Origin of the sequence: Zunongwangia atlantica 22II14-10F7 (assembly GCF_002094855.1) — a bacterium.
In the GTDB taxonomy this organism is placed as follows: Bacteria; Bacteroidota; Bacteroidia; order Flavobacteriales; family Flavobacteriaceae; genus Zunongwangia; species Zunongwangia atlantica.
Map to the genome: position 1 here is coordinate 188,914 of NZ_ARYN01000007.1, position 25,550 is coordinate 214,463.

At 35.4% G+C, this 25,550-nt stretch carries 24 protein-coding genes; 4 read left to right on the forward strand and 20 right to left on the reverse strand.

The genetic code is table 11. From position 1 onward, the window contains the following. Positions 1 to 99: 99 nt before the first annotated feature. Positions 100 to 345: a hypothetical protein gene (locus tag IIF7_RS09345; RefSeq protein WP_084841480.1), complete on the reverse strand. Its 246-nt coding sequence runs from the start codon at positions 343 to 345 to the stop codon at positions 100 to 102. Positions 346 to 613: 268 nt separating this feature from the next. Between IIF7_RS09345 and IIF7_RS09350 the strand changes: the two genes are divergently transcribed. Further along, complete coding sequence (locus IIF7_RS09350; RefSeq protein WP_084841413.1) at positions 614 to 1,969, forward strand: FAD-dependent oxidoreductase; 1,356 nt, start codon at positions 614 to 616, stop codon at positions 1,967 to 1,969. A 5-nt stretch (positions 1,970 to 1,974) separates the two neighbouring features. Here IIF7_RS09350 and IIF7_RS09355 read toward each other — a convergent pair whose 3' ends face one another. The 5 genes from IIF7_RS09355 to IIF7_RS09375 all read right to left on the reverse strand — a co-directional run bounded on the left by IIF7_RS09355 (position 1,975) and on the right by IIF7_RS09375 (position 6,885). Beyond that, on the reverse strand, positions 1,975 to 3,459 hold the full coding sequence (locus IIF7_RS09355) for a potassium/proton antiporter (protein ID WP_084841414.1): 1,485 nt from the start codon (positions 3,457 to 3,459) through the stop codon (positions 1,975 to 1,977). Positions 3,460 to 3,600: 141 nt separating this feature from the next. After that, a complete protein-coding gene (gene msrA, locus IIF7_RS09360; protein WP_084841415.1) occupies positions 3,601 to 4,263 on the reverse strand; it encodes a peptide-methionine (S)-S-oxide reductase MsrA in 663 nt (220 codons plus the stop codon). Between the two features lie 7 nt (positions 4,264 to 4,270). Continuing rightward, positions 4,271 to 4,846, reverse strand: a complete 576-nt coding sequence (locus IIF7_RS09365) for a hypothetical protein (protein WP_084841416.1) — start codon at positions 4,844 to 4,846, stop codon at positions 4,271 to 4,273. A 162-nt stretch (positions 4,847 to 5,008) separates the two neighbouring features. After that, on the reverse strand, positions 5,009 to 5,788 hold the full coding sequence (locus IIF7_RS09370) for a zinc ribbon domain-containing protein (protein ID WP_084841417.1): 780 nt from the start codon (positions 5,786 to 5,788) through the stop codon (positions 5,009 to 5,011). A gap of 2 nt (positions 5,789 to 5,790) precedes the next feature. Beyond that, on the reverse strand, positions 5,791 to 6,885 hold the full coding sequence (locus IIF7_RS09375) for a Nif3-like dinuclear metal center hexameric protein (protein ID WP_084841418.1): 1,095 nt from the start codon (positions 6,883 to 6,885) through the stop codon (positions 5,791 to 5,793). Positions 6,886 to 7,075: 190 nt separating this feature from the next. On the opposite strand from IIF7_RS09375, the gene lpxK reads away from it, so the two are divergent. Next, on the forward strand, positions 7,076 to 8,077 hold the full coding sequence (lpxK, locus tag IIF7_RS09380) for a tetraacyldisaccharide 4'-kinase (protein WP_084841481.1): 1,002 nt from the start codon (positions 7,076 to 7,078) through the stop codon (positions 8,075 to 8,077). Between the two features lie 142 nt (positions 8,078 to 8,219). On the opposite strand, the gene IIF7_RS09385 is transcribed toward lpxK, so the two are convergent. From IIF7_RS09385 to IIF7_RS09410, 6 genes are all read right to left on the reverse strand, one after another. After that, positions 8,220 to 10,451: a hybrid sensor histidine kinase/response regulator gene (locus tag IIF7_RS09385; protein WP_084841419.1), complete on the reverse strand. Its 2,232-nt coding sequence runs from the start codon at positions 10,449 to 10,451 to the stop codon at positions 8,220 to 8,222. Positions 10,452 to 10,494: 43 nt separating this feature from the next. Next, positions 10,495 to 11,496 (reverse strand): type I glyceraldehyde-3-phosphate dehydrogenase, encoded by a 1,002-nt coding sequence (gene gap / locus IIF7_RS09390; protein ID WP_084841420.1) that lies wholly within the window; start codon positions 11,494 to 11,496, stop codon positions 10,495 to 10,497. 4 nt (positions 11,497 to 11,500) lie between these two features. Then, the gene (gene lipA / locus IIF7_RS09395; RefSeq protein ID WP_084841421.1) at positions 11,501 to 12,379 is read right to left on the reverse strand and encodes a lipoyl synthase; all 879 of its coding nucleotides are present in this window, start codon (positions 12,377 to 12,379) and stop codon (positions 11,501 to 11,503) included. A gap of 111 nt (positions 12,380 to 12,490) precedes the next feature. Further along, positions 12,491 to 13,057, reverse strand: coding sequence for an RNA polymerase sigma factor (locus tag IIF7_RS09400; RefSeq protein WP_084841422.1), 567 nt, complete (start codon positions 13,055 to 13,057; stop codon positions 12,491 to 12,493). Next, on the reverse strand, positions 13,048 to 14,151 hold the full coding sequence (locus IIF7_RS09405; protein ID WP_084841423.1) for a glycosyltransferase: 1,104 nt from the start codon (positions 14,149 to 14,151) through the stop codon (positions 13,048 to 13,050). Before IIF7_RS09405 ends, IIF7_RS09400 begins: the two co-directional genes overlap by 10 nt. A gap of 6 nt (positions 14,152 to 14,157) precedes the next feature. After that, the gene (locus IIF7_RS09410; protein ID WP_084841424.1) at positions 14,158 to 14,361 is read right to left on the reverse strand and encodes a membrane or secreted protein; all 204 of its coding nucleotides are present in this window, start codon (positions 14,359 to 14,361) and stop codon (positions 14,158 to 14,160) included. Between the two features lie 132 nt (positions 14,362 to 14,493). Between IIF7_RS09410 and IIF7_RS09415 the strand changes: the two genes are divergently transcribed. Beyond that, positions 14,494 to 15,075 carry a fasciclin domain-containing protein gene (locus tag IIF7_RS09415; RefSeq protein ID WP_084841425.1) on the forward strand — a complete coding sequence of 194 codons (582 nt, stop codon included), beginning with the start codon at positions 14,494 to 14,496 and terminating at the stop codon, positions 15,073 to 15,075. Here IIF7_RS09415 and murB read toward each other — a convergent pair. From murB to IIF7_RS09430, 3 genes are all read right to left on the reverse strand, one after another. Continuing rightward, positions 15,072 to 16,079 carry a UDP-N-acetylmuramate dehydrogenase gene (gene murB / locus IIF7_RS09420; RefSeq protein WP_084841426.1) on the reverse strand — a complete coding sequence of 336 codons (1,008 nt, stop codon included), beginning with the start codon at positions 16,077 to 16,079 and terminating at the stop codon, positions 15,072 to 15,074. The two genes, IIF7_RS09415 and murB, sit on opposite strands and share 4 nt — an antisense overlap. Before the next feature lie 5 nt (positions 16,080 to 16,084). Then, the gene (locus tag IIF7_RS09425; RefSeq protein ID WP_084841427.1) at positions 16,085 to 17,278 is read right to left on the reverse strand and encodes a pyridoxal phosphate-dependent aminotransferase; all 1,194 of its coding nucleotides are present in this window, start codon (positions 17,276 to 17,278) and stop codon (positions 16,085 to 16,087) included. Between the two features lie 254 nt (positions 17,279 to 17,532). After that, the gene (locus tag IIF7_RS09430) at positions 17,533 to 17,949 is read right to left on the reverse strand and encodes a DUF1573 domain-containing protein (RefSeq protein WP_084841428.1); all 417 of its coding nucleotides are present in this window, start codon (positions 17,947 to 17,949) and stop codon (positions 17,533 to 17,535) included. 132 nt (positions 17,950 to 18,081) lie between these two features. On the opposite strand from IIF7_RS09430, the gene IIF7_RS09435 reads away from it, so the two are divergent. Beyond that, positions 18,082 to 20,712: a valine--tRNA ligase gene (locus tag IIF7_RS09435; RefSeq protein WP_084841429.1), complete on the forward strand. Its 2,631-nt coding sequence runs from the start codon at positions 18,082 to 18,084 to the stop codon at positions 20,710 to 20,712. Between the two features lie 341 nt (positions 20,713 to 21,053). On the opposite strand, the gene IIF7_RS09440 is transcribed toward IIF7_RS09435, so the two are convergent. The 5 genes from IIF7_RS09440 to ftsH all read right to left on the reverse strand — a co-directional run bounded on the left by IIF7_RS09440 (position 21,054) and on the right by ftsH (position 25,548). After that, the gene (locus IIF7_RS09440; protein ID WP_084841430.1) at positions 21,054 to 21,329 is read right to left on the reverse strand and encodes an acyl-CoA-binding protein; all 276 of its coding nucleotides are present in this window, start codon (positions 21,327 to 21,329) and stop codon (positions 21,054 to 21,056) included. 15 nt (positions 21,330 to 21,344) lie between these two features. Further along, positions 21,345 to 21,995, reverse strand: coding sequence for a phosphatidylserine decarboxylase family protein (locus IIF7_RS09445; RefSeq protein ID WP_084841431.1), 651 nt, complete (start codon positions 21,993 to 21,995; stop codon positions 21,345 to 21,347). After that, complete coding sequence (locus tag IIF7_RS09450; RefSeq protein WP_084841432.1) at positions 21,985 to 22,788, reverse strand: phosphatidate cytidylyltransferase; 804 nt, start codon at positions 22,786 to 22,788, stop codon at positions 21,985 to 21,987. Before IIF7_RS09450 ends, IIF7_RS09445 begins: the two co-directional genes overlap by 11 nt. A 6-nt stretch (positions 22,789 to 22,794) precedes the next feature. After that, on the reverse strand, positions 22,795 to 23,409 hold the full coding sequence (locus IIF7_RS09455) for an LUD domain-containing protein (RefSeq protein ID WP_084841433.1): 615 nt from the start codon (positions 23,407 to 23,409) through the stop codon (positions 22,795 to 22,797). 99 nt (positions 23,410 to 23,508) lie between these two features. After that, the gene (ftsH, locus tag IIF7_RS09460; protein WP_084841434.1) at positions 23,509 to 25,548 is read right to left on the reverse strand and encodes an ATP-dependent zinc metalloprotease FtsH; all 2,040 of its coding nucleotides are present in this window, start codon (positions 25,546 to 25,548) and stop codon (positions 23,509 to 23,511) included. Between the last annotated feature and the right edge of the window lie 2 nt (positions 25,549 to 25,550).

The window sequence follows — 25,550 nt, forward strand, 5'->3', positions numbered from 1 at the left end:
TGAAGTGAGACTTAATATTCAATAAAAAAGAGGCTAGTTTTTTAAACTAACCTCAATTTACAACTCTGTTTTTAGACGTGCTGTTAATGGATTTTTAAATTAATCCTGTAGCTCTAATTGATTGATTTTCATTTCGAAATCTTCAATAGCTTCATTTACAGCCTCGATATTGTCTGAAGATCGCTGGTGCGCATCTTCCATAGCCTTTTCTAATTCTTTATCAGGATGCTCAAATAAATCTGTAATCACATGATTTATCTTATCGATAATACTTTCCTGACTGTTTTTAATGTCTTCTAACTTATTTAAGGTAGAACGCATATTATCAATTTTCTCTTGATCCATAATCGTTGCATTTTGAATTGAATTTAAAAGTAGGACTTTGAATTCTTTAAAATCAATCAATTAACCAATTTTAGTAGGCTTTTAATGAAAGATTATGAATTGTTGTGTAGAAAATGGAATTCAGAATAAATCAATTTTTTTTGATGAAGCATAGTGAAATGTTGCATAAATGCTAAAGAATAAGGTCTTTCATAAAATATCTGTATTTTTGTATTCTAAATTGAATTTGTTTTCCTTACAAAGCAGATCGCGTACTTCAAATTAATTCATGCAACAATCTAAGAATATTGCAATCGTAGGCTCTGGCCTGGTAGGATCTTTACTAGCCGTTTATTTAAGAAAAGCTGGACATCAGGTAACTATTTTTGATCGTAGACCAGATGTTAGAAAAGTAGAGTTTTCCGGTAGGTCAATTAACTTGGCAATGTCTAATAGAGGTTGGAGTGCATTACGAAGAATAGGTTTAGAAGAAGAAATTAGAAAATTGGCACTGCCTTTAGATAAGCGTGCTATGCACGTAAACGATAAGCCATTATATTTTCAGAAATACGGAAAAGAAGGCGAAGCGATCTATTCGATTTCACGTGGAATTCTTAACCGAAAAATGATCGATCTTGCTGAAGAAGCTGGTGCTGTTTTTAAATTCGAAGAGAAGGTTTGGGATATCGATCTAAAGCAAGCCACAATTTATACCGGTGATTCAGAAACTACACCTTGGACCGAATATAAATTCGATCTTATTTTTGGCGCAGATGGCGCATTTTCTCGGGTAAGACATAAGATGCAACGACAAAGCAGGTTTAATTATTCGCAGCACTTTATCGATGTAGCCTATAAAGAACTTACAATCCCTGCAAATCCAGACGGCTCTCATAAACTTGATAATGCTTCTTTTCATATTTGGCCACGTGGTAAGTTTATGCTTATCGCCATGCCTAATTTAGACGGAAGTTTTACCTGTACTTTGTTTATGCCTTTTGAAGGTGAAGTTTCTTTTGAAAGTATCGATACTGAAGTAAAAGCTGAATCTTTTTTCGAAAAGTATTTCCCAGATATTAAAGAAGATATTGCTAATTTAAAGAAAGACTTCTTTAAAAATCCTACAAGTGCCATGGTAACGATTAAATGTTTCCCTTGGCGTTACGACGATAAAGTGGCCTTAATTGGGGATTCTGCTCATGCAATTGTACCGTTTTATGGACAGGGAATGAATGCAGGTTTCGAAGATATTTCGGTGCTTTTTGATAAGATGGAAGCACATGGCGACGATTGGGATAAGATATTTTCTGAATATCAAATTGCCAGAAAACCTAACGGAGATGCTATTGCTGAATTAAGTTACAGGAACTTTATAGAAATGAGTAGTAAGACAGCGAATCCTATGTTTTTACTTCAGAAAAAAATAGAAAAGAAATTTGCTGAAAATCATCCTGAAGCCTGGGTGCCGTTATATTCCAGAGTAACTTTTTCAGATCATTCCTATGCTGAAGCGTTAAAAATAGGGGACAAGCAGGAGAGAATTATGGCTGAAGTTTTACAAATGCCAGATATAGAATCTAATTGGGATAGCCCTGAAGTTGAAGAGCGCATTTTAGAATTGTTAGGTGAAAAGGTAACAGTTTAATTTTATTACTCGATTTCTTCCAGTTCTTCTTTAACTTCTAAAGCATCGTAAACCTGCGTCATTGTTCGTTCGTCTTCACTAAGAACGATCAAAATATCATTAGCTTCGATCTCTGTAGTTCCTTTTGGAGTTATAAATTGCTCGTTTCTGGAGATCATGGCAATAATTGCTTTTTTAGGAAAGCCGAGTTCTACAATTCGTTTTCCTACTGCATTATTATTTTCAGGAATAAGAATTTCCCGAATTATAGATTTTGCTCCATCAGATAAAAAAGTTTCTACCTGGCTTTTTGGTTTTACGCGTTCTGGTAAAGCAACATGTAACCATTTTGCTACTACAGATAAAGTTGTGCCCTGTATAATCACAGAGCTTAATGATACAAAAAAGACAATATTAAATATAAAGTTTGCTTTATCTACACCGGCTAGCAGTGGATAAGTAGCGAAAACAATAGGAACGGCACCACGTAATCCAACCCAACTAACATACCAGCGACGGCGCATTTTCATTTTAAAAAATGACAGACTTACTAGAACTCCAAGCGGTCTTGCGATAAAAATTAAAAAAATAGAAATTACTAGTCCTATACCTACAACAGGTACGATTTGGCTTGGATAAACCAGTAATCCCAGAGTTAGGAAGAGCACGATTTGCATTAACCAGGCAAGACCATCAAACATTTGCATGATGGTTTTCTTCCGTATAAGGTTTTGATTTCCTAAATAAACTCCGCTTAAGTACACCGCTAAAAAGCCGTTACCACCCATAAAGTTTGTGGCTGAAAATACAATGAACATCAGAGCGATTGCAAGTACAGGATATAATCCGTCGAAATCTAATTTAATTTTATTGATAACCACCTTGCAGAGTTTTCCGAAAATGAAACCTAATAGTCCACCAATCAATATTTGCTGAATAAAAAGCGGGATAATACTCCAAATACTTTGCTCTGGGTTTAAAACCAGTCCAAGAAAAGCAATGGTAAGAAAGTAGGCCATTGGGTCGTTACTACCACTTTCTAACTCTAAGGTTGGTCGTAAATGTGATTTAAGCGCCAGGTTTTTAGATCTTAAAATAGAAAATACCGCGGCGGCATCTGTAGAAGAAACAATAGCACCAAGTAATAAACCTTCGTAAATAGTAAAATCGGTTATTGCCCAAACAAAAGTTCCTACACCAAGAGCTGTAAATAAAACTCCGAATGTAGAAAGTGAAATTCCCTGCCAAACAACCGGTTTTATGCTTTTCCAGTTTGTGTCTAATCCCCCAGAAAATAAAATGAAGTTCAAAGATGCAATTCCGATAAACTGGGCGATCTCTGGATCGTTAAAATAAATACCGCCAATCCCCTCACTACCGGCCAATATCCCAACAGAAAGGAATAAAACCAGTGTTGGTACACCAAATCTATAAGAGGTTTTACCAGCAAGAATACTAATAAAGAGTAGGAGAGAACCTACTAAAAGAATGTTCTCGATAGTGATGCTCATTCGGTGTCTTCAATTTTATTGCTAAAATACACTTTTACTCGATAATCGATATTGAAATGATCTTTGGCTTAGTGCGAAAACTTAAAAAAAAGCAACCCGAAATTATCGAATTTCGGGTTGCTTTTTTTAATTACCTAATTTCTAATGAGCATTGGATTTTAGTAGCTCAGGAAATTTTTTCTTGAAACTATTTATTCTTGGGATAGATACTTTTTGGATATAAGGATTTTCAGGATGATACTTTTCGTAATCCTGGTGATAATCTTCGGCTATCCAAAATTTTTGAAATGGTAAAACTTCAGCAGCAATTGGCTTCTCATAGTTTTTTCCGACTTCAGCTTTTACTTTTTCTATAATTTGCTTTTGTTCTTCATTCTGATAGAAAATAATAGAACGATACTGTGAACCACGATCTGGACCCTGGCCATTTACCTGTGTAGGGTTTTGCGAACCAAAATAAACTTTTACTAAAGTTTCAAAACTTACCACTTTTGGATCATAAATAACTTCTACACTTTCGGCGTGACCCGTCCTTCCGGTATTACTTTGTTCGTAAGTAGGATTTTTTGTATGTCCTCCAGAGTAGCCAGAGATTGCTTCGTCTACTCCTTTTACACTTTCGTAAACAGCTTCAACACACCAAAAACAGCCGCTGGCAAAATACGCTCTTTCTAAGCCATCTTTTGCAGGAACTTCAACAGGTTTTGCATTTGCGATTTCAGGCTTTGTAGCTGGGTTGTTTTGTGCGTTATTTCCGCAGGCAAAAAGAACAAGGCATACGGCAGTTAAAATAAATGATCTCATTTTTTAATTAGCTTTTTGTGAAATTTCCTTCTAATGTTTTCTTTCCGAAGATAGCATAATCTGTAGCTAGTTGTCCTTCGATTTTGAATCCTAACCAATCAAGTTTTAGACCAGTTTTTGTAGGCTGAAGAGTAGCAATTGCTTCGTCTTTATCAAAATCGTCCCAGGGAAGATCTTTATTAGTATTTTTTGAAGACGGGCTCACATAAAAGGCGTTGTAACCATTGGCGGTTTTCTCGAATCTAACATTAATATACATACGATCTGGCTGAAGGCAAAACTCTGAATTACCCGTTAGACTAACTTCTACACAATAGCAATTGCAAGCCTCGTCTGCTTCTCCTTCTTTGGTATATCTGCCTGAGATTTCTCCGGCAGCACTGTTGGTTTTAGAAGTATCTACAGATTCTTCAAGATTATCGATGTTATCGTATTTATTAATGTCATTTTCTTCGTCGACATTAGTTTCATTTTGTTCTACATTAACTTCTTTGCCAGAAGAATTTTTAGACTGATCTTTAGTGTTGTTTTTACAGGCAAAAGCCAGTAAAGCGAAGAGGATTATAAAAGATTTCTTTATCATAATTTGCGTGCTAGTTATCAAGTAAAGTTAACTTTTTAAGCACGTATTATTGTGAAATCCTTGTTAATCAATAATTTTAGAGATTTTAGGGCATAAAAAAACTGCTTAAAAATATCGAATATCTTTAAGCAGTTTTATAAGAATTTAATCTACTTTTTGCAATTACATGCTTTGGAAAAGTTGATCCATTTTTTCTTTTTCTTCTTTTGCTAAATCTTCATCAACAAGAATACGACCACTGTGCTCGTCTGTAATGATTTTCTTTCTTCCGGCAATTTCCATGATTACCTGTGGAGGAATAGTGAAATAAGAACCACCTGAAGCACCACGCTCTACTGGTACGATTGCTAAACCATTTTTAACATTGCTACGAATACGTTTGTAAGCTTTTACTAAACGTGCATCGATTTCAGTTTCGTACTGCTCAGATCTATCGATAAGTGCCTGCTCTTCTTTCTCAGTTTCAGCAAGGATCGCATCTAGTTCTCCTTTTTTGTGATCTAAGTGTGCCTGGCGATCTTTTAAGCGATCTTTAGTTTGCTCGATCACTTGTTTCTTTTGCTCGATTTGAGCTTTATATTCTTTAATGTGCTTTTCTGCAAGCTCGATTTCTAACTCCTGGTATTCAACTTCTTTAGTTAAAGCGTTAAATTCACGGTTATTACGAACATTTTTTTGCTGCTCAGAATATTTTTTGATGGTGGTCTTAGACTCGTCGATAAGATTTTTCTTATTCTTAATATCGTTGTTAATCACTTCGATATCACCATCTAATTTTTGTAAACGTTTATTCAATCCGGCTACTTCATCTTCTAAATCCTGTACCTCTAAAGGAAGTTCGCCTCTCACGTTTCGAATTTCATCAATTCTGGAATCTACCAACTGAAGATCGTATAAAGCTCTTAACTTCTCTTCTACAGTAAGATCATTTTTCTTTGCCATACTTAAATATACTTGATAGGATTGCTATTTGTCTCTGCTAAAATAAGTGCAAAATTACTAAATTTTTTCGTTAAAAAAGAATATAGTAAATTTTTTGTAAACTGTTCGCTTTCATAGTGTCCAATATCGGCTAACACTATATTTTTCTCGGCTTTATAGAAGTCGTGGTATTTTAAATCTGCCGTGATATAAATATCTGCGCCCGCTTTTTTAGCATTTTCGATCGCAAAAGCGCCACTTCCACCTAAAACGGCAACCTTTTTTATTGGTTTTTCCAGCAATTCTGAATGCCGTACACAACCGGTTTTAAAGGTCGATTTTATATATTTTAGGAAAGTTTTTTCATTCTGTGGTTCTTCCAGCTCACCAATCATTCCCATCCCAAGATGCTGATTGGTGTTTTCCAGGCTCGTAATTTCGTATGCAACTTCTTCGTATGGGTGTGAAGTGAATAGTGCATTTAAAACTTTTCCCTCTACATGAGCTGGGAATGTAATGCCAATCTGAGTTTCTTCTTCAAAATGGATATTTCCTCGTTCTCCAACTACAGGATTAGATGCTTCATTTCCCTTAAAACTTCCTTCTCCGTTTACATTAAAGCTGCAATTATCATAGTTTCCAATACTGCCACCGCCTGCATCGAAGATCGCTTTTCGAACTTTTTCAGCATCTTTTTTTGGTACATACGTAAGTAGTTTTTTAATGCTGTTTTTCTTCGGAATTAAGATTCGACGATTTACGAGTCCTATTTTCTCACAAATCATATCATTTACGCCTTTATGCTGATTGTCTAGTGCGGTATGAATTGCATAAATGGCAATATCATTTTTTATCGCTTTAAGAACCACGCGCTCTACATAATTTTTGCCCGTAATTTTTTTAAGCCCAGAGAATATAATAGGATGAAAGCTAACAATAAGATTACAATTTTTGGTAATCGCTTCGTCTATCGTAGCTTCAAGCGTATCCAAGGTAATTAAAGCCCCGGTAACTTCAGCGCTTTTATCGCCAACTAAAAGTCCCACATTATCAAAATCTTCAGCATAATTTAATGGAGCAAATTCCTCAATTTCTTTTATGATATCCTGAATAATCATACTTTTAAATTTTAAATGCCTTTATAAAGGTCTTTTGCTAATTCTCTAAATATCGCGTTGTTTTAAAAACAATATATTAATAGCAGAATTAGCTTTGGTTATCGATAGGTTTTCTGGATTTAAACATCTGTTTTTAATCGAAAAACCTATAAAAATAGATTTCAAAGATAAATATTATAGCCTGCCTTATATGAATTTACTACGAAAATTCCTTTTCCCTTTTGCCTTTCTCTATGGTATAATTGTATGGTTTAGAAATAAATTTTTTGATGCCGGAATTTTAAAAAGTACCAGCTATGATTTTCCGGTAGTCTGTGTAGGGAATCTTAGTGCTGGTGGAACCGGGAAATCACCAATGATTGAATATTTACTGCGGAAGTTAAGTTATGAAAATATAGCTGTTTTAAGTAGAGGTTATAAAAGATCTACGGAAGGTTTTTTGTTACTGAAAGGAACCGAGGAAGCCATTGAAACCGGCGACGAACCTTTGCAGTTTAAAACCAAATTCCCTAAAGCCATGATTGCTGTAGATGCCGATCGTAGAAACGGAATTGCCGAATTACGTAAACAAAACGCTGAAATTGTACTTTTAGATGATGCTTTTCAGCACCGAAAAGTAAAAGCAGGTTTTAATATTTTACTCACTGCTTATGGAGATCTCTATTCTAACGATTTTTTATTGCCTACCGGAAATCTTCGCGAAACATATTCTGGTGCCGATAGGGCACAGGTGATTATTGTTACAAAATGCCCTGCGAATATTACATTAAAAGAACGTGAGCACATAAGATTTAAGCTTCAAATTAAACAATATCAGGATTTATATTTTTCTACAATTAAATATGCCGATGTTATTTCAAACGGGAAAGAAGAATTTTCTCTTACTCAATTGGGTAATAATTACACGGTGGTAACGGGAATTGCAAAGCCAGAACCGTTTATCCAATATTTAAAAGCTGAAAATGTAGATTTTGAGCATCAAAATTTTCCAGATCATCATAATTTTACTGCAGCAGAAATTGATGTTTTGAATACGAAACCATGTATTCTTACAACCGAGAAAGATTTTATGCGTTTAAAGGATAAGATTAGTGTTCCGCTTTATTATTTGCCTATTGAAACCGCTTTTGTAGAAAATGAAGCACATTTTTTAGATAGGTTAAATAGTTTTATAACTGAATTTAAAAAATAGGGAATAAGTATTTACTAGGATAAATAAAAAATGAGACCAGTATTATTGGCATCATTTTTTTTGGCTAATTCAAACTATATAATCTTCGCGTATTTTATATAATTTTACTAACCAAAAAAGTTGCAAGCAACATGCCAATGGCTTAAGCTTTGGCTTCCTGTCTTGCTAAATACTTATTAATCTTTGTAAAGAATTCCTCGGTTTTGTAGGGTTTAGGGATAATATCATTAAACCCGTTTAGGTAAAATTCATCCAGATTTTCATCTAAAGTTACCGCTGTTAAAGCGATAATGGGTATTTCTTTATCAAATTTTCGAATTTCTTTTGTTGCCTCAATACCGCTAATACCTGGCATATGGATATCCATCAAGATTAAGTTGAAGTTTCCTTCCTTCACCATTTCAATTGCGGTAGTACCATTGTCTGCAACTTTACAAATCGCATTATTCTTTTCAATAATCTTTTTGGTGATCATTTGGTTAATCTTGTTGTCTTCTACAACCAGTATTTCTTTGCCTGCCAAATAATCTTCCTTTTTAGCTGGTAATTCTTCCGTTGCTTCTTCAGTAGTTGCTGCAGGTTCTATAACTACAAATTTTAAATCGAACGAAAATTTAGAGCCGTCTCCCAAATCACTTTCCAGCGTAATTTCACTATCCATCAAGCTAAGTAAATTCTTAACGATAGAAAGCCCTAAACCAGTACCGCCAAATTTGCGATTAATTTGTGTAGAGCCCTGGGTGAAATTCTCAAAAATTGCTTTCTGTTTTTCTTTCGAAATTCCTTCGCCATTATCTTCAATTTCAAAATGAAGAAGAACTTCGTCTTTTACCTGCTTTACCAATCCTACCCTTATCCAAATGTCGCCATCTTCAGTAAATTTGATAGAGTTCCCGATAAGATTGATTAAAATTTGCGATAATTTTAAAGGATCTCCTTTTAATTTCTTCGGAACAGATTTTTCAAAATCGAAATGAATTTGAATATTCTTATCGTCGGCAGAATTTTTAAGTGCAACTAAAACATCTGAAATTCGCTTCTTTAAATCGAAAGAAGAATTTACAATTTCAACTTTATTTGCTTCAAGTTTGTTTAAATCCAGGATGTTGTTAATTAAACTCAGTAAATATTCCCCTGAAAATTTTAAAGAATTAAGATGTTCTTTTTGGTTTGGCGTTGGGTTTTCTTCCAGTAATAAATGTGTTAAACCTGTAACGGCATAAAGCGGGGTCCTAAGTTCGTGAGTAATGGTGCTTAAAAACTGAGCTTTAGCTGTAGTTGCTCTTTCAGCGTTTTCTTTTGCCAGTGTTAATTCTCTATTTTTCTTTTGTAATAATCCGTTTGCTCTTGCTCTAAGATTGTTGTTTTTATAAAGCGATAAAGTTAGTAGCGATAAAATTGTAATTAGCGCAACACTTAAAATTGTGGTTAGCTTATTAACTTTTAAAGAATGTTCGTTTTCTTTTCGCTGTGCTGCGAGTTCTTTTATTTCACTTCTAAGCGCATCATTGCCATATTTTGAATAGACATCTTGAGCTAGAGCCTTCTTGTTTATATTAAAAAGTCGGTCTCTTTCAGAATTTGATAGTTTTAGATAACTTAAAGCCTGTGCTGAATCATCTTTAGCTTCGAAAATCTGACTAAGAATTCCGTAGCAACTCATCACCATTCCGTTAAACTTATTTTGTTGTGCAATCGCTAATGCGATATTGGCATAATTAATAGCTTCATCTAGATGTCCTCTGCTAAGTTCGGTTCTGGCTAAATAATAGTTGAGCCTGGAATATTCGTAAGGATTAGAAAGTGAATCCAGGTTTTCTTTAGCTTTTTCAAAGTACTGAAATGCTTTATCTGGTAAGCTGTCTAGGTTTAAAAAGATAATACCTCGTTGAAGGTTAAGAAGCGAAAGATATTGATCTAATTTTTTTTCGTTAGATTTTTTATAATGTCGTTCAGAAAGATTTAAATAATCTATTGCCCGTTGACGCTCTTTTTGGGAAACCAGTATTTTAGAGAAACTAAGATAGCTGTAAGCAAGTCCTGTTTCATCTAAAAGTTCTCGTTGTATAGCAATAGCTCTGTTAAGCGAAGTAATAGCTTCACTGTAATCGTGTTTTATATAATCTAGCTTAGAGGTTATACTGCTGGCCAATGCAATGTACCTCTTGTGATTATTATCCTTTGCTAATTTTAATGATCGGTTAAGTTCATTTGTTGCTTTGTCGAATTCATACCTGTTCACAGATAACTCTGCAGTTTTTAACAGGCTGTCAATTTGACGAGTAATTTCTTCTCTATTTTGTTCTTGGGCACTAGAGGAAAAAATTATAAAGCACGAAAAAAGCAGGAAATACGTAAGCTTTAACTTATTCATTTTGCAGCTGAACGGCTTAAAATTGCTGTTAAAGATACTTAAATTAATAGAAAGTTGAAATTAAATCTATCAACCTGCTTGAATATCCAACTTCGTTATCATACCAGCCAATTAGCTTTATAAGTTTGCCGTCTATAACCGATGTCATTTCAGCATCAAAAACACAAGAATGGGTATTGCCAGAAATATCTTTCGATACAATTGGATCTTCAGTGTAGCTTAAAATTCCTTTTAAGTTAGTTTTAGAAGCTGATTTAAAAATGGCGTTAACCTCATTTATGGAAGTTGGTTTTGCGACATTAATCGTCATATCGGTTAAAGAGCCGTTAGGGACAGGTACTCTAATTCCGCAGCCGCCAATAACATCATGTAAATCTGGAAAAATACTGGTTAAAGCTTTTGCTGCCCCGGTAGTTGTGGGAATTATCGATTGTGTTGCTGCTCTGCTTCGGCGTAAATCGCGATGTGGTTGGTCGTGTAAACTTTGATCTGATGTGAATGAATGAACCGTAGTAATATAAGCTTGCTCTACCTCAAAGTTTTCATGAATCAATTTTAGCATTGGTGCTGCATTATTTGTAGTGCATGAGGCATTAGAAATAATGTCTTCACTACCATCTAAAATATGATCATTAACCCCAAGAACTACCATTTTAATGCTCTCGCCTTGCGGCGGAACAGATAAAATCACTTTTTTTACAGTCTCGCCTAAATGATTTTCCAGCTCTGGTCGAGTTTTAAATTTCCCGGTGGCTTCAACTACAACATCTACTTCAGTAGAAGTCCAATCTATTTTTGAAGGGTGATTTTGGTTAAAAACAGTGGTTGTTTTTCCATTTACCAACAGCTTGTTTTCTTCCGTAGAAATTTCAGCATTAAAAATTCCGTGGATGCTATCGTATTTTAATAAATGTGCCAGCGTTTTTGCATCGGCCAGATCGTTTATGGCAACCACATTTATTTGAGGATGGTCAATAAGTAACCTGAACAAATTTCGACCAATGCGGCCAAAACCGTTTATTCCAAGATTAATGTTTTTGGGCATTTTCTTAGTTAATGTGCTTTTGCGCTTTGTAAGAAGATCTTACCAGTGCACTACTCTCTACATGTCTAAATCCAAGATCTAAACCAATAGCTTCGTATTTTTTAAATTGATCTGGTGTGATAAATTGCTTAACGGGTAAATGGCGTTTACTTGGCTGTAAATACTGCCCAATAGTCACCACATCTACGTTAGCGTCTTTAAGATCGTGAAGTGTTTGAATTACTTCTTCTTCAGTTTCACCAAGACCAAGCATAATTCCCGATTTTGTACGATTTATGCCTTGTTCTTTTAAATAACGTAAAACTTCTAAAGAGCGATCGTATTTAGCCTGGATTCTAACTTCGCGAGTTAATCTGCGAACGGTTTCCATGTTATGAGAAACAACTTCTGGAGCTACCTCTACGATACGATCAATATTTCTGGTATTTCCCTGAAAATCTGGGATAAGTGTTTCTAAAGTGGTTTCAGGATTCATTCGGCGAATGGCTTTTACCGTTTCTGCCCAAATGATAGATCCCATATCTTTTAAATCATCACGGTCTACACTTGTAACCACCGCGTGTTTAATTTTCATTAATTTAATAGAGCGTGCAACTTTCTCTGGCTCGTCCCAATCTACCGTTTCTGGTCTACCGGTTTTAACGCCACAAAATCCGCAGGAACGAGTACAAATATTACCCAAAATCATAAAAGTTGCGGTTCCTTCGCTCCAGCATTCACCCATGTTTGGGCAACTACCTGAAGTACAAATTGTATGTAGATCGTATTTATCTACAAGACTACGTAATTCTGTATATTTTTTACCTGTAGGAAGCTTAACTCTAAGCCATTTTGGTTTTCCTTTAGGTGCTGTTTTCTGGGGTGCAAGTGTTTCTGTACTCATAGCAAAAATCTCTTGTTCAAAGATACAATATTCTATCTAATTGCATAATTAGACGTAGCTAGTTTGCAAAGCTAAATGGTATTTTTAGATATAGGGAATTTTCAGGAACTATTATTTACGATCTTCGATAATTTCTGAAAGTAATTTTTTGGCCCGTAGTAATTTAACTTTTACATTATTCATAGGCTCTCCCAGCGATTCTGAAATTTCTTTATAGGATTTCTCCTGAAAAAACCGAAGATTTAAAACTTCCTGATAATGTGGTTTTAATTTCTTAATGTCCTGAAGTAGTTGCGCCAAATTTTGCTCAGTAATTAGCTTATCTTCTATTGAAGGTGTTTCGTCTACGATCGTATTTACTTTTTCGGTAGCTTCAGAAATAGTATTCATGCGTAACTGGCTATTTTTCTTCCGAAGAATATCTACATGAAGATTTTTAGAAATAGCAATTAACCAGGTGCTAAACGAGTAATTTTCATCAAAAGTATCTAATCGTTTAAAAGCTTTCGAGAAGGTTTGGATGGTAATATCTTCAGCTTCATACTCGTTTTGTGTTTTTTTAAGCTGAAAGCCATAAACATCGTTCCAAAACTTATCCAGCAAATAGTTAAAAGCCGACTGACTTCCCTTTTTTGCTTCCTGGATTTTTTGCAATAATAACTCCTGATTTATTTCCAATGTGAGGGTTTTGAAATAATGTTGGCTATAAATATACCTAATTGCGATATGATTAGGAAAGGTTCCAGAATAGGAAATAACCAAATAATATCCTTTTCATCTAGTTTTTTGGCCGATTGAAAATATACAATTCCTTCGATAATTAGGGTTAGTCCTAGAACACCTAAAGTGAATGGCCAGTACATTTTAAAAACCAATAGAATAATTAATAGGATCCAAAACAGTAATCTACTGGAATAAAATAATCCTAATAAAAATTTATGCTTGGATTTATAGAATTTCGCCACAGTGGCATGTCGTCTTTTTTGTCTAAACCATACAGGAAGACTAGTTTTTGGGACACTTCTGGTAATACTTTCTTTATGATCGCAAAGGACTACATTTTTATTTGTAGCTGCTTCGTTTACAAACAGGTCGTCGTCGCCAGATCTAATTTGTAGGTGAGATGCAAAACCATTCAATTTATAAAATTGGCCAGAAGTGTAAGCTAGATTTCTGCCTACACCCATATAAGGATTACCAAGTTTAGCGTACGAAAAATATTGAATAGCCGTTAAAAGCGTTTCAAAACGAATTAACTTATTAATAAATGATTTTCTATACTGAAAGTATCCGCCATAACCCAACACGATAGTTTTTTCTTCTGAAAACCCTGAAGCCATGTGGCGTAACCAATGAATCGATTGAGGGGCGCAATCTGCATCTGTGAAAATAAGATGTTCATTTTGCGCTTTTTTGATTCCCAATGTAAGTGCGTATTTTTTATTCGCCCAAAAAGCTTCGTTATTTACAACGTTTACGATTTTAATTCTTGGATCCTGTAGCTGAAATTCTTCAATTATATCTAAAGTATTATCTGCAGAAGCATCGTTAATTACGATTACCTCGAAATCTGGATAATCCTGCTCTAAGATCGAAGGCAGGAAATTTTGTAGATTTTCAGCTTCATTTTTAGCACAAACTATTACCGAAACAGGAAATGTTACCGGTTTAGCTTCAGAAGATCTGGAGCCAGAAAAGCTAAAAAAAGCTAGAAAATAACCAATGTTAATTGCCGCGAATAGAAGAAAAAGGGCAAATAGAACTGTTGCCATTCAGCATTAATTGGTCTGTTGCTCTGGATTTTTACACTTTTCGTCTGGCGCTTTTCCGCAGAAACTGCAAGGTTCGCCTTCTTTGTTTAAAAATGGACTCTGGCTAGCGCAGGTTCCTGCAAACTCCCCATCTTTCTTTCCCCATATTTTAATTGCTATACCCGCAAAGGCCAATCCTAATAAAACCGCTGTTATGATAAATAGTTCCATAATTAAATCTTGTGATGCAAAAATACGAATTATTCGCTCGTTTTTAAAATAAGTCGCAGGTTTAGTATTTGATTTACATTCTTTAACGAAGTTTTACCGTAATGAGTTTTTAAGTGTCTGTAGTTTAGAAGTATGAAGTCTATAATTTTAATTTTAGCGATATTGTTTTCTCTAATAAGTTGCGATAAACTTAAGCAAAAGCAGCAGCAAAATGTACTTAATGAGTTAAAAATAGAAGATAGCCTGCTAAGTGTTCAAAATGCAAAGCGAATGGAAGCAGCGGCTAAATCACAAAGTATTGCTATTCTCGTAGCAGAAGATATGGAGCTTTCTAATTTTAATCAAGTGCTTCAAAATGGAGATCTGGCGGCGACTTTATTGAAAGGCCGTGGGCCGTACACTGTATTTGCTCCGGAAGATGAAGCTTTTGAAAAAATAAATTATGCTGAATTCAACGAAAATGAGTCGGCAGGCTTCTCTAAATTATTTATGCTGAATCGCGCTTTGCCTTACGAAAAATTGAAGGCTGAAATTATCGAAAATCGGCATCAATTATTGTTGGAAAACATGGAAGGCTCCAGGTTAGAGTTTGAAGAAAAAGATGGTGAAATTTATATAAAATCGGCTTCTGGAGAATTGTTGAAATTGGCTAAACCCGCCAAAGCTTCAAACGGATTTCTATATAAAATAAACGAAATTGTGGCGCAAAATTAGATGATATTCACTTCAGGTTCCAAGTCGATCCCAAATTTCTCTTTTACAACTTCTCTAACTTTTATGGAGAGCATTAAAATGTCGCTTCCGCTGGCATTGCCATAATTCACTAAAACTAACGCCTGTTTTTTGTGTACTCCTGCATCACCATCGCGATATCCTTTTAATCCCGACTGGTCGATAAGCCAACCGGCAGGAACTTTAACTTCAGTAGCACTAATTGGATAACTAGGTATTTCAGGAAACTGTTTTTGTAAATTATTAAAAGCTTCCGCAGAAATAACAGGGTTTTTAAAAAAGCTTCCAGAATTACCAATTTCGGCAGGATTTGGTAATTTACTTTCCCTGATTTTAATCACCGCATTCGAAATATCTTTGATTGTTGGGCTTTCTAGAGCTTCCAGTTCAGTTCTAATGGCACCATAATCCATCTTGAGTTGGTGGTTTTTAGAACTCAGTTTAAAGTTTACACTGGTGATGATGTACTGGCCTTTCAGCTTGTTTTTAAAAACCGAATTTCGATAACCAAAATCACAATCTTCTAGCGTAAAAGTGCGGCTTTCTAGTGTTTGAATATTTATGGCTTCGCAGGACACAAAATTGTCTTTAAGTTCTACGCCATAAGCGCCAATATTCTGAATTGGGGAAGTGCCTACATTTCCTGGGATTAGGGAAAGATTTTCCAGGCCGCCAAAATTTTGCTCTAGCGTCCATAAAACAAACTCATGCCAGTTTTCGCCGGCATGAGCTTTTATAATTACATAATCGTTTTTTTCTTCTACAACTTCTTTTCCTTTAAGGTCAATTTGGAGTACTGTTTTATGAATATCTCCGGTTAAGAGCATATTGCTGCCACCGCCAAGGATAAAAAGTTCTTCAGCATAGGTTTTCCTTAAAATCTTCTTTAAATCTTCAATCGATTGGATTTTGATGAATTTACTTGCTCTTACATCAATACCAAAGGTGTTGTAGGGCTTTAAAGAAACATTATGGATTACCTTCATGATTATTATTTGCTGGTATATTCTTTAATCGCTACTTCCAGGATTTTTATTGCACGCTCCAGGTCTTCTCTTTTAAGAACGTATGCAATCCGAACCTGGTTTAAACCTGTGTTAGGTGTAGAATAAAAACCAGCGGCAGGAGCTACCATTACGGTTTCACCTTCGTATTCAAAATCTTCTAGTAACCATTGTGCAAAAGCATCTGCATTTTCTATAGGTAATTCAGCAATACAATAAAAAGCACCTTTTGGTTTTGCTACATTAACGCCTTCGATCTTTTCTAGACCTTCAACAAGTATATTTCTTCTTAAGGTATATTCTTCGTTTACTTCTTCAAAATATTCCTGCGGAGTATCTAAAGCGGCTTCACTGGCAATTTGTGCTAAAGTTGGCGGGCTAAGTCTTGCCTGTGCAAACTTCATTGCGGTAGTGATCACTTCCTTGTTTTTAGAAACCAAACATCCAATACGAGCACCGCACATACTAAAACGCTTGGAAACCGAATCTACCATAATAGCGTTATTCGCTAATTCTGGAATACTCATAATACTATTATGTTTTACTCCGTCGTAAGTGAATTCACGATAAACTTCATCGGCCACAACAAAAAGATCATGCTTTAAAGCAAGATCGGCGATTTGTTGTACTTCTTCTTTGGTGTAAAGATATCCTGTTGGATTTCCAGGATTACAAAGAAGGATCGCTTTTGTGTTTTCTGTGATCAATTTCTCGAATTCTGAAATTGGAGGTAATGCAAAATTGTTTTCTATTGAAGATTCTATTGGCACAATTGTTACTCCGCTAGAAGTTGCAAAACCATTATAATTGGCATAAAACGGTTCAGGAATAATTACCTCGTCTCCGGGATCGGTAATTGTTCCCATGGCGAATAAAAGAGCTTCAGAACCACCAGTGGTTACGATAATATCTTCTGAAGAAACATGAATATCATTTCTCTCGTAATATTTAGCCAGTTTTTCGCGATAGCTTGCAAATCCTGCAGAGTGGCTATAAGATAAAACTTCGATACTATTATCCTTAACGGCCTGCATGGCAACATCTGGAGTTTTAATATCTGGCTGACCAATATTTAACTGGTATATATTTTTACCTTGTTTTGCCGCTGCTTCTGCAAACGGAACTAATTTCCTTATCGGAGATTCGGGCATGCTAAGCCCTTTTTTAGAAATTGAAGGCATTCTTTTGCGTTTTATGTTTGGTGCAAAAATGCAAAATTAAACTAAGAATATTGGGAAGCTTTTATTGAAATTTAACTCGGTATTCTAGATTAAATGCTCAGCAACTGATAATTGCCAGGATACTTTTAAATAGTAAATTTTCTGAATAAAATAGATAAGCTTACTAGCAGTGAGTTTACTTTTTAAATTAAGACTTTATATAATAAAAAAAACTCCCGATTTTTCGGGAGTTTTTAATCTATTGTTATCGTAAATTACTTGGTGTCTGTATCACCATCATCGGTCTTAGCAGCTTCATCATCTAAAACCCTACCTTTTATTTTTAAAGCTTTGGTAGGCTCTTCTGCATTAGAATATACCGTAACTGTTTTTCTAATTGGGCCAACACGTCTTGTGTCATATTTTACTTCAATTTTTCCAGATTCCCCTGGTTTTACCGGGCCGTCTGGTTTTTTAGGGATTGTACAGCCACAACTGGAAGTTACATTGGTGATCACCAAATCGATGTCTCCAGTATTTGTAAATTCGAAAACACGAACGCCGTCGCTTCCTTTTTTAATTTCGCCATAGTCTAGAGTTTCAGACTTAAACTGCATTTTAGCAGTTTTTTGTGCCATTGCAGAATTGAATCCTACAAAGGCTAAAATGGCGATTAATACTAGTTTTTTCATAATTCAATAATTTTCGGAAGAGTAAAGATACACTGAATTGCAACAGATTCAAAAATTATATTCAATTCAACTTCTTTTAAATTCCTTCACTTATAATTACTTTTGCCTTTATTTTCAAAAACTAGACCAATTATGGCAATCGCTTCACAATACAGCGCAAATAAAGTAGAAGATAAATGGTACAAATACTGGATGGATAATAAATACTTCCATTCTGAGGTAGACGAAAGAGAACCTTATACCATTGTTATCCCGCCACCAAACGTAACAGGAGTCCTGCATATGGGGCACATGCTGAATAATACTATTCAGGATGTTTTGGTGAGAAGAGCTCGTTTAAAAGGATTTAATGCGTGCTGGGTACCGGGTACAGATCATGCTTCTATCGCTACTGAAGCAAAGGTTGTGGCAAAACTTAAAAGTGAAGGAATTAGTAAAAATGATCTTTCTCGAGAAGAGTTTTTAGAGCATGCCTGGGAATGGACGCATAAACATGGCGGGATTATCCTGGATCAGCTTAAAAAATTAGGTGCTTCATGTGACTGGGATCGTACAAAGTTTACGATGGACGACAATATGTCTGCATCTGTGATCAAAGTTTTTGTAGATCTGTATGAAAAAGGTTTGGTTTATCGTGGATTTAGAATGGTAAACTGGGATCCTGAAGCTAAGACCACACTTTCTGACGAAGAGGTGATCTACCAAGAAAAACAAGGTCATTTATATTATCTTAATTATAAGATCGAAGGAAGTGATGAGGTCGTAACTATCGCTACAACACGTCCTGAAACGATTCTTGGAGATACTGCCATTTGTATTAATCCTAACGACGAGCGTTTTACGCATCTTAAAGGGAAAAAGGCGATCGTGCCAATTTGTGGTCGAGTAATCCCTATTATTGAAGATGAATATGTGGATCTGGAATTTGGTACTGGTTGCTTAAAAGTTACTCCGGCGCACGACGAGAATGATAAAATGTTGGGAGATAAGCACAATCTTGAAATTATCGACATTTTTAATGACGATGCAACGCTTAATGATTTCGGAATGCATTATGCCGGCAAAGATCGTTTTACCGTAAGAAAAGAAATTGTTGCAGAATTAAAAGAATCTGGAGTTTTAGTTAAAACTGAAGAGCATACCAATAAAGTAGGAACCAGTGAACGTACTGGTGCGGTTATCGAGCCAAAACTAAGCGACCAGTGGTTCTTAAAAATGAAAGATCTGGCGCAGCCGGCGATCGATGCTGTTATTGGAGACGATATTAATTTAGTGCCAGAGAAGTTTTTAAGTACGTACCGCCACTGGATGGAAAATGTGCGTGATTGGAACATTTCTCGTCAGCTTTGGTGGGGACATCAAATTCCGGCGTATTACTATGGCGATGGAGCTAATGATTTTGTAGTTGCTGAATCACTAGAAGATGCAGTTAAAAAAGCACAGGAAAAAACAGGAAATTCGGCTTTAACTGCTGAAGATCTTACACAGGATAAAGATGCTTTAGATACCTGGTTCTCTTCCTGGTTATGGCCAATGAGCGTTTTCAACGGAGTTTTAGAGCCAGAAAATGAAGAAATAAAATATTATTACCCAACTAACGATTTGGTAACAGCACCAGAGATTTTATTCTTCTGGGTTGCAAGAATGATTATTGCAGGTTACGAATATCGAGGTGAGCGACCATTCAAAAATGTGTATTTAACCGGGATTGTTCGTGATAAGCAACGTCGTAAGATGTCGAAATCTTTAGGGAATTCACCAGATCCGCTTGGATTAATCGATCAATACGGTGCAGATGGTGTTCGTGTTGGGATGTTGCTAAGTTCTCCTGCTGGGAACGATCTTATGTTTGAGGAGGATCTTTGTAAGCAGGGTAGTGCTTTTGCGAATAAGATTTGGAATGCCTTCCGTTTAGTGATGGGATGGGAAGTTTCAGAAGAAATTGAGCAGCCAGAAACATCGAAAATTGCGATCGATTGGTATAAGGCGAAATTCCAGAAGAGTTTGGCTGAAATCGAAGATCATTATTCTAAATACAGAATTAGTGATGCATTGATGGGAACATACAAGTTAATTTGGGACGATTACTGTAGCTGGTTCTTAGAGATGGTGAAGCCTGGTTATGAGCAACCAATCGATAAGAAAACATTTGATGCGGTAATCGCAATTTTAGAAGATAATTTAAGGATTCTTCATCCGTTTATGCCTTTTGTTACTGAAGAAATTTGGCAAACCATTAGTGATAGAACGCCAGAGGAAGCTTTGATCGTAGCAAAATGGCCAGAGCAGGTTTCTTATGATGAAAATATTATTAATGAATTTGTTTTTGCTTCCGAAGTAATTTCCGGAGTAAGAAAGATTAGAAAAGACAAGAATATTGCATTTAAGAACGAGATCGATCTTAAAGTTCAGAATAACGATAATGTTTCAGACTCGTTTGATAAAGTGATCGCCAAAATGGGGAATATCGCCAATCTGGAATATGTGAATGAACAGGTTGAAGGCGCTCTTTCTTTCCGTGTTAAATCTAATGATTATTTTATTCCGGTTGGTGGGGCAATAGATGTAGAAGCTGAAATTGCTAAACTGGAAGAAGAATTAAAATATACTGAAGGTTTCTTGAATTCAGTGAATAAAAAGCTTTCTAACGAGCGTTTTGTGAACAATGCCCCAGAGAAAGTTGTAGCGGTTGAAAAAGCCAAACAAGCAGATGCTGAAGCTAAAATTGAAGCTTTAAAGGCAAGTTTAGCGAGTTTGAAATAGAATTATAGATCAAATAAAAAATTGAGCCTCACGATTAAGTGGGGCTTTTTTATTGGCACCGCCAAATGGTGTAATACCTCGAAGCTAAAAATTTATTCCAGAGAATGCTTTATGGGCTTGCCCCGACGTTTTTTACTTGATTTTTTTGAGAATATAGATTGCGGGTAGGTCTAGAATTAAGAAGATGGATTAGAGAATAGAGGTGATAATTTAACTACTGAAATAAAGAAACTAAAAACCAGTAAAGAATACAGTTTAAATAAAATCTAAAATTGTAGAGAGAATTTTTCCTGGCTTAAGATTTAAAATCTTAAGAATTCTAATTTCCCTAAACTTTAAACCTATTCAGGGACTTTGCCAATGTGTTCTTCAACAAGCTCGATATATTTTTCTTCAGCTTCCTTTTGGCTTAAGTTTTTAACCTGTACAAGAGCATTAATTTTAAACGCGCTGCGAAGATCTCCGGTTTCAGAAGGAGGAATATAAAATCCGTTTTGCTCTGTAGCTCTTTTATAGTATGAGTAAAAATGAAGCAATACATCTGGAGGGAATTTCTTATCAGTATTGCTGGCCATTTCATAGGCTTTTAAAAAGCGTTCCCTGGTCTTTTCAGGCATAACTAAAAAATAAAATTAAACTTCAGCAATAACGGTTATTCCGCCTTTTACTTTTTCATTTAATGAAACTTTAATCGGAGTGCCTATTGGTAAGAACACATCTACGCGCGATCCAAATTTTATAAATCCGCTATCACTTCCTTGTATCACTTCATTACCTTCTTGCGCATAATTAACTATACGCTTAGCTAGTGCTCCTGCTATTTGACGATAAAGTACTGGTCCTGTTACAGCATTTTCTACTACAACGGTGGTTCTTTCGTTTTCTTCACTCGATTTTGGATGCCAGGCAACTAAAAACTTTCCCGGGTGATATTTACTGTACTTTACGATTCCGCCTACAGGATGTCTGGTGACATGTACGTTTAATGGCGACATAAAAATGCTAACCTGTAATCTTTTTTCCTGAAAATATTCTTTTTCAAATACTTCTTCTATAGCTACAACCTTTCCATCTACAGGGGCAACCACATGATCGTCGTTTAGCGCAGTTCTTCTGGTTGGGTTTCTAAAAAATTGCACAATAAGGATAAAAAAGACTATTGAAGCTAAAAGGATGGCAAATTTTATCCAATATTGGTTTATTAACGAATAAGAACCAATATTTATTACTAGCAGGGAAACTGCTGTAATTGCCATGATTTTGTATCCTTCTTTATGAAACATAATTTAAAAGGTATAAGTAAGCATATATAAATGGGGCGGCAAAAATAATACTATCTAGCCTATCAAACAAGCCTCCATGTCCCGGCATTAATTTTCCGCTGTCTTTTACGCCGGCCTGTCTTTTAAATTTGGATTGAATAAGATCACCTAAAGTTCCGAAAATACTAATGAAAATGGCTAATCCTATCCAGTCTTGATAACTTAAGAAATCGGTATAGATTGAAATAAAATAACTCACAATGGCTGTGAAAATTATTCCGCCAATAAAACCTTCTATCGTTTTATTGGGTGAAATTCTTTCAAATAATTTACGTTTTCCAAAGTTCTTACCAATAATATAAGCAAAAGTATCGTTTGTCCAAATTAATCCGAAGATACCTACTACCAGCTTAGGCTTAAACTCACCCTCGATCGTTGGTATTAGGGTTAAAAAGATTACAGAAGAAATTAGATAAAATATGATAATGATATATTTCTTCTTTTCGAAAACCGGTATTTTACGAATTACCAGAAGATCTTTTACTAAGAATAGATTTACAAAAATGGTCACGGCTAATAAGAGCAGCGTCGCATTTTGGTCGAATTTTAAAATACTAAAAAGATAAAAAAGTAAGGCTTGTACAATGTATAGTGCATAGCTTTTTAAGTGTAAAAGCTTTTGCATTTCTATAAGGCAAATTAAGCCTAAAATGTAAAACAGGCCAATAAATATTAACTCTGAAGAAAGGATAGATGCTACTAAAATAGAAATATAAAGTAGCCCTGATACGGTTCTTATAATCGCTTCCCTCATAAAATATTAAAGATCTTCCAGAAGAAGTAAATAAAGATTTTTACTACTGCTACCGTAGCTCATAAAATCACTTTCCTTCTGTGGTTCAAAGTTTTTAATGGTCGTAATGTTTGAGGGAATACGTTGTTTATTTTTAAACTTGATACCTCTTAAGCCTTCCCCAATACTGTCTATAAGCTGGCTTGTTGATGATAGTATAATAAAGTCTGACGGTAATTCTCTTAGCTTTCTTTCTTTAATTTGATTACTTGAAATAAGGATCGAGCCATCGTTGGCAACCAGATATTCGCATGTAGAAAGAAAAAATGAAGCGCCGGCAGATAAATTAAAATCTAGATTGAAATTATCGAACTTACTTTTAAGATTTTCATCAAAACAACAACATTGTTTCTCGTACCAGTCATTTTCTAATAAAATATTATCAAAAGCTTCTTGCACCTCTTCTTCATCTTCGCAGTACAAGAATTTTCCCCCGTTATTTTTAAAATTGAGCATAAAACGCTCGTCTGTAGGAAGTTTTACTTCAGGCATATACTTCCCACGGTCAGCATTCTCAGGAGTTTCCTGATCTTTGTCTGACTTATTTTTTTTAGGGTTTAAGAATCTCCTAAATAGATTCATATAATTTTGGGTGTGGTTCTAAATATCATTTTAACCAAAGGTAAAAAATCTTAATTTAACGCTTACTTAAATTAAGATTTTTTAGCATTAGTCCAAATTTTATTTGTCTAGCGAAGTGCTTCCTTTTAAATCTTCGCTATCAGATTCTTTTGGCGTACTACTTGGGTTAGAAGTAGATGGAGCAGATTCTTCGCTCTCTCTAACTTCATGGCCTTCTTTTTTTGCAAATGGTCGCTCACCAAAAATATTTTGAAGATCGTCTTTAAAGATAACTTCTTTGTCCAGTAGTATCTCGGCTAGCTGGCTAAGCTTATCTTTATTTTCAGTAAGAAGATCTATAGCTCTTTGATATTGGCTTTCAATTAAATTTGAAATCTCTTTATCTATAAGCTCTGAAGTTTTTTCACTATATGGCTTTGTGAAGTTATATTCACTTTGTCCTGAGGAATCGTAGTACGTAAGGTTTCCTACTTTATCGTTAAGACCATAGATCGTAACCATAGCTTTAGCCTGTTTAGTTACTTTTTCAAGGTCACTTAAAGCACCAGTAGAAATTTTATCGAAAATAACTTTTTCTGCAGCACGACCACCAAGAGCAGCACACATTTCATCCAGCATTTGTTCTGGCCTCACAATTAAGCGCTCTTCTGGTAAATACCAGGCAGCACCAAGAGACTGTCCACGGGGTACAATAGTTACTTTTACAAGCGGAGCCGCATGCTCTAACATCCAGCTAACCGTTGCGTGTCCTGCTTCATGAAAAGCGATGGCTTTTTTCTCTTCAGGAGTAATAATTTTATTTTTCTTTTCAAGTCCTCCTACGATACGATCTACTGCATCTAAGAAATCTTGTTTCCCAACAGCCTTGTTTCCTTTTCTTGCGGCGATAAGCGCTGCTTCATTACAAACATTAGCGATATCTGCTCCAGAGAATCCCGGAGTTTGCTTTGCAAGGAATTCTGTATCAAGTTCGTCCGCAACTTTTTTAAGTGGCTTTAAGTGAACTTCAAAAATCTCACGTCTTTCGTTCAGATCTGGAAGGTCTACGTAAATCTGTCTATCAAAACGCCCGGCACGCATTAATGCTTTGTCTAGTACATCTGCACGGTTGGTAGCCGCAATAACAATCACGTTAGTATTAGTACCAAAACCATCCATTTCTGTCAATAACTGGTTTAAAGTGTTTTCCCTTTCGTCGTTAGAACCAGAGAAGTTACTTTTTCCACGAGCACGACCTATAGCGTCAATCTCATCAATAAAGATGATCGATGGCGATTTTTCTTTCGCTTGTTTAAATAGATCTCGAACTCTAGATGCACCAACTCCTACGAACATTTCTACGAAATCTGATCCAGAAAGAGAGAAGAAAGGTACTTTAGCCTCACCGGCAACAGCCTTCGCTAATAAAGTTTTACCTGTTCCCGGAGGTCCTACAAGTAAAGCTCCTTTAGGTATTTTACCACCAAGGCTGGTGTATTTTTCAGGTTGTTTTAAAAAGTCTACGATTTCCTGAACTTCTTCTTTAGCACCTTCAAGACCGGCAACATTTTTAAAAGAAGTTTTTACATCTGTATTTTGATCAAATAATTTAGCCTTGGATTTACCAATATTGAAAATTTGTCCTCCAGCACCTCCAGCGCCGCCAGAACTCATTTTTCGCATAATAAAAATCCAGATACCAATTATAAGTACAAAAGGTAAAAGGGTAATTAAAATATCACCTATGTAATTTGGTTCGTTTTCAAAAGTTAAATTAGCTTCAACATTGTTTTCTTCTTCAATTTCCTGAATATCAGTTTGAAATTTTTCTAAACTACCTATGTTAAAACTATAGTCTGGGGAAGTACCTGTGCTTAAGAAATCACTTTCGCCAGATTTTTTATGTACTGGCTTTTCTTTAGCCTCGCTTGTTAAATAAACGCGGGCAACTCTCTCGTTAATTACTTCTGTTTTCTGAACATCACCTTCAGAAAGGTATTTCATATAATCTGAAGGAGTAATTTTAGCTGGCTCGCCAAATCCACTTCCGCCAAAAAAGTTGATTCCTAAAAAGATTAATATGATGATCGCATAAATCCAGTATGCACTAAACTTAGGCTTTTTAGGATCTAATTTTTTATTTGATTGCTGTTTCGCCATTA

What these genes read in the sequence shown, in the direction of transcription:
- IIF7_RS09405 (WP_084841423.1), bottom strand. Translation starts at nt 14,151, where the DNA reads ATGGCAACAGTTCTATTTGCCCTTTTTCTTCTATTCGCGGCAATTAAC.
- IIF7_RS09355 (WP_084841414.1), bottom strand. Translation starts at nt 3,459, where the DNA reads ATGAGCATCACTATCGAGAACATTCTTTTAGTAGGTTCTCTCCTACTC.
- IIF7_RS09425 (WP_084841427.1), bottom strand. Translation starts at nt 17,278, where the DNA reads ATGCCTTCAATTTCTAAAAAAGGGCTTAGCATGCCCGAATCTCCGATA.
- IIF7_RS09440 (WP_084841430.1), bottom strand. Translation starts at nt 21,329, where the DNA reads ATGCCTGAAAAGACCAGGGAACGCTTTTTAAAAGCCTATGAAATGGCC.
- IIF7_RS09435 (WP_084841429.1), top strand. Translation starts at nt 18,082, where the DNA reads ATGGCAATCGCTTCACAATACAGCGCAAATAAAGTAGAAGATAAATGG.
- IIF7_RS09370 (WP_084841417.1), bottom strand. Translation starts at nt 5,788, where the DNA reads ATGGCAAAGAAAAATGATCTTACTGTAGAAGAGAAGTTAAGAGCTTTA.
- IIF7_RS09365 (WP_084841416.1), bottom strand. Translation starts at nt 4,846, where the DNA reads ATGATAAAGAAATCTTTTATAATCCTCTTCGCTTTACTGGCTTTTGCC.
- IIF7_RS09350 (WP_084841413.1), top strand. Translation starts at nt 614, where the DNA reads ATGCAACAATCTAAGAATATTGCAATCGTAGGCTCTGGCCTGGTAGGA.
- IIF7_RS09445 (WP_084841431.1), bottom strand. Translation starts at nt 21,995, where the DNA reads ATGTTTCATAAAGAAGGATACAAAATCATGGCAATTACAGCAGTTTCC.
- murB (WP_084841426.1), bottom strand. Translation starts at nt 16,079, where the DNA reads ATGAAGGTAATCCATAATGTTTCTTTAAAGCCCTACAACACCTTTGGT.
- IIF7_RS09385 (WP_084841419.1), bottom strand. Translation starts at nt 10,451, where the DNA reads ATGAATAAGTTAAAGCTTACGTATTTCCTGCTTTTTTCGTGCTTTATA.
- IIF7_RS09430 (WP_084841428.1), bottom strand. Translation starts at nt 17,949, where the DNA reads ATGAAAAAACTAGTATTAATCGCCATTTTAGCCTTTGTAGGATTCAAT.
- IIF7_RS09410 (WP_084841424.1), bottom strand. Translation starts at nt 14,361, where the DNA reads ATGGAACTATTTATCATAACAGCGGTTTTATTAGGATTGGCCTTTGCG.
- lipA (WP_084841421.1), bottom strand. Translation starts at nt 12,379, where the DNA reads ATGAGTACAGAAACACTTGCACCCCAGAAAACAGCACCTAAAGGAAAA.
- IIF7_RS09345 (WP_084841480.1), bottom strand. Translation starts at nt 345, where the DNA reads ATGGATCAAGAGAAAATTGATAATATGCGTTCTACCTTAAATAAGTTA.
- IIF7_RS09455 (WP_084841433.1), bottom strand. Translation starts at nt 23,409, where the DNA reads ATGAATCTATTTAGGAGATTCTTAAACCCTAAAAAAAATAAGTCAGAC.
- IIF7_RS09375 (WP_084841418.1), bottom strand. Translation starts at nt 6,885, where the DNA reads ATGATTATTCAGGATATCATAAAAGAAATTGAGGAATTTGCTCCATTA.
- IIF7_RS09450 (WP_084841432.1), bottom strand. Translation starts at nt 22,788, where the DNA reads ATGAGGGAAGCGATTATAAGAACCGTATCAGGGCTACTTTATATTTCT.
- gap (WP_084841420.1), bottom strand. Translation starts at nt 11,496, where the DNA reads ATGCCCAAAAACATTAATCTTGGAATAAACGGTTTTGGCCGCATTGGT.
- lpxK (WP_084841481.1), top strand. Translation starts at nt 7,076, where the DNA reads ATGAATTTACTACGAAAATTCCTTTTCCCTTTTGCCTTTCTCTATGGT.
- IIF7_RS09415 (WP_084841425.1), top strand. Translation starts at nt 14,494, where the DNA reads ATGAAGTCTATAATTTTAATTTTAGCGATATTGTTTTCTCTAATAAGT.
- msrA (WP_084841415.1), bottom strand. Translation starts at nt 4,263, where the DNA reads ATGAGATCATTTATTTTAACTGCCGTATGCCTTGTTCTTTTTGCCTGC.
- ftsH (WP_084841434.1), bottom strand. Translation starts at nt 25,548, where the DNA reads ATGGCGAAACAGCAATCAAATAAAAAATTAGATCCTAAAAAGCCTAAG.